At 63.5% G+C, this 6,505-nt stretch carries 9 protein-coding genes; 5 read left to right on the top strand and 4 right to left on the bottom strand.

All coding sequences use genetic code 11. The features are described from left to right. The first annotated feature begins 304 nt into the window (after positions 1-304). The 4 genes from WCB02_RS23015 to WCB02_RS23000 all read left to right on the top strand — a co-directional run bounded on the left by WCB02_RS23015 (position 305) and on the right by WCB02_RS23000 (position 2,029). On the top strand, positions 305-964 hold the full coding sequence (locus WCB02_RS23015) for a LexA family transcriptional regulator (RefSeq protein ID WP_423961739.1): 660 nt from the start codon (positions 305-307) through the stop codon (positions 962-964). Positions 965-1,294: 330 nt separating this feature from the next. After that, positions 1,295-1,663 (top strand): hypothetical protein, encoded by a 369-nt coding sequence (locus tag WCB02_RS23010; protein ID WP_423961736.1) that lies wholly within the window; start codon positions 1,295-1,297, stop codon positions 1,661-1,663. A 4-nt stretch (positions 1,664-1,667) separates the two neighbouring features. Then, on the top strand, positions 1,668-1,793 hold the full coding sequence (locus WCB02_RS23005) for a hypothetical protein (RefSeq protein WP_423961733.1): 126 nt from the start codon (positions 1,668-1,670) through the stop codon (positions 1,791-1,793). After that, positions 1,790-2,029, top strand: coding sequence for a hypothetical protein (locus WCB02_RS23000; protein ID WP_423961732.1), 240 nt, complete (start codon positions 1,790-1,792; stop codon positions 2,027-2,029). The genes WCB02_RS23005 and WCB02_RS23000 overlap by 4 nt, the downstream gene beginning before the upstream one ends. A 207-nt stretch (positions 2,030-2,236) precedes the next feature. Here WCB02_RS23000 and WCB02_RS22995 read toward each other — a convergent pair whose 3' ends face one another. From WCB02_RS22995 to WCB02_RS22980, 4 genes are all read right to left on the bottom strand, one after another. Then, positions 2,237-2,446 (bottom strand): hypothetical protein, encoded by a 210-nt coding sequence (locus tag WCB02_RS22995; protein ID WP_423961730.1) that lies wholly within the window; start codon positions 2,444-2,446, stop codon positions 2,237-2,239. Positions 2,447-2,772: 326 nt separating this feature from the next. Further along, positions 2,773-2,967, bottom strand: coding sequence for a carboxymuconolactone decarboxylase family protein (locus WCB02_RS22990; RefSeq protein ID WP_423961729.1), 195 nt, complete (start codon positions 2,965-2,967; stop codon positions 2,773-2,775). Positions 2,968-2,998: 31 nt separating this feature from the next. Then, the gene (locus tag WCB02_RS22985; protein ID WP_423961728.1) at positions 2,999-3,385 is read right to left on the bottom strand and encodes a hypothetical protein; all 387 of its coding nucleotides are present in this window, start codon (positions 3,383-3,385) and stop codon (positions 2,999-3,001) included. A gap of 282 nt (positions 3,386-3,667) precedes the next feature. Next, entirely contained in the window at positions 3,668-4,027 is a 360-nt protein-coding gene (locus tag WCB02_RS22980) for a hypothetical protein (RefSeq protein ID WP_423961726.1), read from the bottom strand. A gap of 474 nt (positions 4,028-4,501) precedes the next feature. Between WCB02_RS22980 and WCB02_RS22975 the strand changes: the two genes are divergently transcribed. Next, positions 4,502-6,505 (top strand): hypothetical protein (locus WCB02_RS22975; protein WP_423961724.1); only part of this gene is annotated, 2,004 nt, incomplete at its 3' end.

Below are 6,505 nucleotides of genomic sequence, written 5' to 3'. Positions count from 1 at the left end.
TGCGAGCGCCGCGGCCTTTGCGGCAATCGAATCGTGAAAGGCGCGGTGCCGCAGGATGGCCTCGCGTTCGGTCGGCGTCAGCGGCCGAACCTGGATGTTCATCACGCGCGCCATGGCTCGATTCCTGTCGTGAACGTTCCGGCATGTCCCGAACATCGTCTGCTGCGGGGCGGCTCCCGCGACGAGGACAACCGGTCGAAGACTCGCTTTTGGGTTGTCGTAGCTATTATGGATACATAAAGCAAGATGTTTTGTAGCGAATTTGTCCACAGACTTTTGTAGCGCTTTCCTCTACAATATCCCCATGACCGTAGCGAAGCTGAAAAAGCCCCCGATGGCGCAATGGGTCGAGGCCGCGATGCTGCACGCCGGCATGTCGCAGTCCGACCTGGCGCGCCGACTCTCCGAGCGGATCGGCGGCGAGGTCGATCGCTCCAAGGTCAACAAGATGGTGCTCGGCAGGCGCAAGGTCTCGGCCGACGAGCTGTTCGCGATCGAGGAGATCACCGGATACCCGGCGCCCGCCACGCTGCGCGCCCCGCAACGAAGCGAGAGGCTGCCCGCAAAACTGGTCCAGGTCCCGCTGCTGGACACGGTGACGGCGGGCCGGCTGAAGGCGCCCTCCTCGCAGATCCCGATCGAGGATGTGCCGCTGCTCGCCTTTACGGACCTCGGTCGCGGCGAATTCTTCGCGCTGCGGCTGGAAGATGACGCCGACTCGATGGACCGGGTGTCGCCGCCCGGCTCGATCGTGATCGTCAACAAGGCCGACCGGCAATTGCGAACCGGAAAATTCTATATTTTCTCGATCGACGGCGAGACCACCTACAAGATGTGGCAGGACGGCGACCCGGCCTATCTGTCGCCCTACTCGACCAATCCGGCGCACAAGCCGGTTTTCATCCGCAAAAAACGCGATTTCGACGTGATCGGCCGCGTCAAGCGAACGGTGCTGGACCTCTAGCCGAGCGATTCCGAGAATCGGATCTGTAGGATGGGTAGAGCGCAGCGAAACCCATCACCACCAGCACCGTTGGCGCTCATGCTCCGGCCGCGGCGCGATATGATTCGTATTTCGAAATCGCTCGTCTACAGATCGCCATCCTCGCATCCGCGCAGGATGGGTAGAGCGCAGCGAAACCCATCACCACCAGCACCCCTGGGCTGATGGGTTCGCGACGTCCTCCACCCATCCTGCTCTTCCGATTCATAGCCGTATCTTTTTTCGCTACGACACTTGATTTGTAGCGATTTTAGATACAGTATCCCTCTACCAGCCAGAGGGAGACATCCGATGTCCGGCTCCTACGCCAGAAACCCGCATCATGCGCCGGATGACCGTTCCGACGCGCGCGAGCTATGCGAACGCCGCGAGGCCGAGGCCGGCCGCTGGTTCGACGATCTGACCCGGCCGCAGCGCGCCCGCTACGACGCGCGCATGGCGGTCGCGGCCGCCTACAAGGGCGCCCCCCGCTGGGACCGTGAGCGCCGAGCCGCGGAACGCGAATTTGCCGAGACGACAAAGGACGCCGCGCGCATCTGCGACATGGTGCTGCGCGATCTGACGCTCACCGGCGAGGTTTCGGAGGCCACCTCCTACGCCTTCGACGACTGCCTGCTGCGCCAGACGCTCACCCAGACGACGCCCGAGACCGCGGAGTAAAGCCATGCTGCCTGTTCTGCTTGCCGTCCGTGCCGGCATCATCCTCTGGGTCACGCTCGCGGTGATGCCGATCGACATCGTGTTCGACGCGATCGAGGCGGAGATCGCGCGCCAGGAGGACGCATCATGATGAACCATCAGCTTCCCGGATCGATCGGAGCCGCCGATCTCACCGCCTGTTTCGCCTATCTCGACGGGCTGCGCGAGCGCGGACGAACCACGCCGTACGGCGCATCGAAATATCTGCGCCTGCGCTGGCGCGGCATGACCCGCGCCGAGTCCCTCGCCGTCGCCGCCGCCTGGCGCAACGGTTTCAGCACGTTGCCGGCCGCAGATCGCGCGATCACCGCGTTGCAGAGCGGGTGAGACATCATCGGTGCCGGTGGGCAAAGGCGCCCTTCGCGCGATGCCGACCTTCGTGCGTCCACGGCGATGGTGGGCACGCCTCGGCCCTCGCTCTGCGGGCGCTTTGCCCACCCACAAACCGCTACGCGTTACGCGCCAGCGGCGGCAGCACACCGCACGACATTCCCGCAGCGCGGACGCGGAGCGATGGCATCAGGGACAACCGACCTAGGCGGCGCGCCGGACGAACGGAGCCGAGAGCTTCTCCGGCGGGATACTGACGGCTCTCATCGTCGATTTCGTTTCGGCAGTGCGCTTGCAGTTCGGGCAACTGAACAGATGCGAGATCTCGATCGGATCGGCCGATTGCAGCGTAGACCGAAACCATTTCATCTCCAGCCGGCAGTTCGGGCAGATCGGCTGCTCCAGCTGATCCAATGATTGCCTGAGGTTGTCTACCATGCGTCTTTTGTTCGTTGCCCGTGCTGCCCGGGATTGTTCGTTGCCCGTGCTGCCCGGGATCAGGATAAGCAGAATTCAGCACGCGTTCAAGAGCGGCAGGCGCGATCAGACAATCGGACGATCCCGCTAAGCATCCAGCGGGGCAGAACGATCGCTACAAATCTGATTTTGTAGCGATCGACGCGGATCGCGTGCCGCGCCCACTGCGAACGGCCCCGGCGCACCCAGCCCCGCACCGGGGCCGTTTGTCGGCCTCGGGCAGCGCCGGCACGCCTCCGCACCAGAGCGTTTCTGCAGCCGGGTCAGCCTTCCGCCTCGGCAAAGACTTTTCGCGCAATCTGCAGCGCGGTCATTGCCGGCGGCCAGCCGGCATAGAAGGCCAGATGCGTGATCGTTCCGATGATCTCGTCCCTGGTGATGCCGTTTTGCAGCGCCCGCTTCAGATGAAACGGCAACTCGTTGCTGCGGTACAGCGAAATGAGCGACGTGATCGTCACCAGGCTTCGATCGCGCGGCGAATGTTCGCGGTCACTCGAAAGCGCGCCACTTCGACAGGATATATATCGCGAAGGCAACCACAACTCCCGTCCCCGTGACAATTGCAAAGATCTGGCGGGGAGACTCGACCGGATAGAGTCCCGTGAGGACCATTGCAACTCGGCCAACGAGATCGGCCGCCAGGCATGCGATCGCGAGCGTCGCAGTCCATCTCCTCATGGCCAGGACGAGCAAACCTGCCGCTGCGTAGAGAGCGCCAATCGATGTCCCTGCGTAGGCGGAGGTTATGCCCTTTGCCGTCGTGACGCCGAAGAACTGGTGCGTGAAGCCCGTCACGATCTCTGCCAGACCGAACAGGATCATCAGGAATGCGACGACAATGACGCCGCGAGGCCCGCTTCGCTTCACGAGATTCATGGGCCAACCTTATCAGGGAACGCCGCGACCGTCAGCATCGCAGCCCGCCTGAGCGGAGACAGGCGCGGCCACGACCTGGCGCAACGACTTCGTACCGGTCGGAGATTGATCCGGTCAGACGCGTGACAGCGCCCACCGCGCCCCCGCGCGGTTCATTCAGATTGGTAGGGAGAGCCCAGCCATCCCCGGGATCTCGGCAAGCACGAGTGCGTGGTGCGGTCCATGGCGCGGCCGAGCCTCGCACGGGCATTCGTGGTGTCGCGAAGTTTCAGATCAACCCGTCTAGCGGCACGCCCGATAGCCGAAGCGCTTGATGATTTCGCTGCCTGAAATCGGATGAAAGGTGAACGTATCCATGAAATGGTGGTCGGTGACATACTGACGCAAGGCAGCGTTATAGGTGCTCAGCATTTGCTGCGTGACGGAGGGGTTGATGATGCCCTTCTGCATGGAGCCGCCGGCGTGAAACAACAGCGTCGCGCCTGGCGCGATGCAGACGTTGCGTATTGAAAGGAACATGGTGCAGGCGGATTGACAGTGGCCGTCGATGCGAAAGCGCTCTCCCGAGGCGTTATACTGCTGGATCACGGCGAGGAATTGCGCAAACACGGCCTGGTTGGGCGCGCCGTAGCCCATCCCCAAGGACGATACCGAGCCATCTGCATGAGCCGATTGCCACGCCGAGGCGCAGAAGATGCAAAGAAATCCGAGCCTGCTCAACGCGCGCAGGGATCGCCGCTGCCAAATATGCAAAACGCTCTCCCGATTTGACTGGGTTTGATCGACCACGTCCGGATAGGCGTGCGAGGCCCGGAGTTCGCACGAGGAGGTAATTTGGCTGCCGACCGATCGAAGTCAAGCGGCGCGTCGGATCGGTCGAGCGAAGAGGCGGCACGCGCCGACGACCATCATCGGCGACGCGTGAAATGAGAGTGCGTTGCAACAGACTCTCGCGCCGATCCGCAGTCATGGAAACGTCACCGCGCTGCAAGCAGGCGGACATCCGTCAGTAATATTCCGCACCTAAAGCTCGAGGGCGCGTCTGCGTTCAATTGCGTCCGTCTCGCGCGCCTTTTTCGTTCCTCATTTCGAGCCAACCAACTCCGGGGGAGTCAAATGCACAGGATGACCTGCTGCGCCATCGGCGCGGCCGCGCTGCTGTTTGGCAGCGCCACACCGTCGCTCGCCGCCTCGACCTGCAATCTCGGCAACGGGATCAAGCACATCGTCTACCTGCAGTTCGACAACGTGCATCTGCGCCGGGACATTCCGAACGTCCCGTCGGACCTCGAGCAGATCCCGAGCCTTCTGAACTTCCTGCGCGGCCAGGGGACGCTGCTGACCAACCATCATACCCCGTTGATCTCGCACACCTCGGTGGATATCACGACGTCGCTGACCGGCGTCTACGGCGCCAATTTCGGCTTCGGCGTCGGCAACAGTTTCGGCTTTCTCGATCCCGCCGGAACGCCGCATTTCCAGAGCTCGTTTGCGTATTGGAGCGATGTCGTCAACGAGAACCCCTCGGGCACCGCGCTCCTGGTGCCCGAATTCGTCGACCAGCGCGGCCTGACGCATCCGGCGCCGTGGGTGCCGTTCACGCGCGCCGGCTGCGACGTCGGCGCCTTCTCGATCGCCAATATCGAGCTGGAAAACGCCAACGGCAGTGCCACCGGCGATGTTGCGACCGTGTTCGGCAATCCATCGGCCGAGCTGACCGAGGCCACCAGTAATCCGACCTTGGCGGCGGCGGACTTTGAAGGCATTGCGATCCACTGTGCGCAAAACAGCGCGATCTGCGGCGCATCGAGCCGCGCCGTCACCGACGCGTTGCAGGATGAGCCGCAGCCCAACGGCACCGGCACCGGAGGCTATGTCGGCTTCAAGGCGCTGTTCGGCAACAAATACATCGCACCCGTGATCAATCACGGCCAGGCCTTCGTCAACGACCTGTTCGGCAATCCCATCACCGACGGCGTCGCGGCGCCGAATGGACCCAATGTCGGTTTCCCTGCCAGCTTCGATCCGGCTCCGCAGCAGACGCTCGGCTATGCCGCGCAGATGCTGGAAGCCGGCGTGCCGGTGGTCTATCTCTACATCGAGGACGCCCACGACAATCATCACTTCGCGGGCGCGCCGCTGCCCAATGACACCGACGGCGCCTTCGGCCCGGGCGAAGCCGATTATGTCTACCAGCTCCAGGTCTACGACAAGGCCTTCGCGGCCTTCTTCGCCCGCCTCGCCGCCGACGGCATCACCAAGGACAACACGCTGTTCGTGGTCACCGCCGACGAGAACGATCATCCGGCGCTCGGACTGCCGCCCTCGCCGGCCGATTGCGACGGCATTCGCACCCCCTGCACCTACGCGCGGAAAGGCGAGGTCGATGCCGATCTGAGCGAGGTCTACTTCGCCGAGTTCAACAATTCGACGCCGTTCAGCGTGCACAGCGACGATGCCCCGACCTTCTACGTCAACGGAAATCTGGCGCAGACCTCGACCACCGTGCGCACGCTCGAGCAGCAGGCCGGCCAGATGCTCGGCTTCGACGACGATGCTGGCGCCGCCGGCGAGACCAACAATGTGACGCAGGCTCTGGCCGATCGCGCCGAAGAGCAATTGCTGCACATGCTTTCGCACGACCCGGCGCGCTCGCCGGACTTCACGCTGTTCGGCAATCCCGACTACTTCCTGTCGGCGTCCGCGCATCACACCACGGCCTGCACGCCGGTATCCAATGTGGCCGGCGGGTGCTTCGCGTTTCCCGGTCCGGGCTTCGTCTGGAACCACGGCGATTTCCAGAACCAGATCACGCACACCTGGCTCGGCATGGTCGGTCCCGGCGTGCAGCAGACCGGCGAATTCGGCGCGATCTTCTCCGATCATACCGACATCCGTCCGACCATCCTGACCTTGGCCCATCTCAAGGATGACTATGTCCACGATGGCCGCGCGCTGTTCGAAGTGCTCTCCGACCGCGTGCTGCCGGACTCGCTGCGGGATCACCGCGATACGCTGTCGCGGCTGGCCGAAGCCTATAAGCAGATCAACGCGCCGCGCGGCGCACTTGGCCGCCGGACGCTGAGCGGGGTCTCGACCCGGGCGCTCAAGGGCAACGCC

The organism is Bradyrhizobium sp. (genome assembly GCF_049581145.1).
Classification (GTDB): Bacteria; Pseudomonadota; Alphaproteobacteria; order Rhizobiales; family Xanthobacteraceae; genus Bradyrhizobium.
Note: the sequence above shows the minus strand (reverse complement) of the source record. Positions and strands in the feature narration are given on the sequence as shown.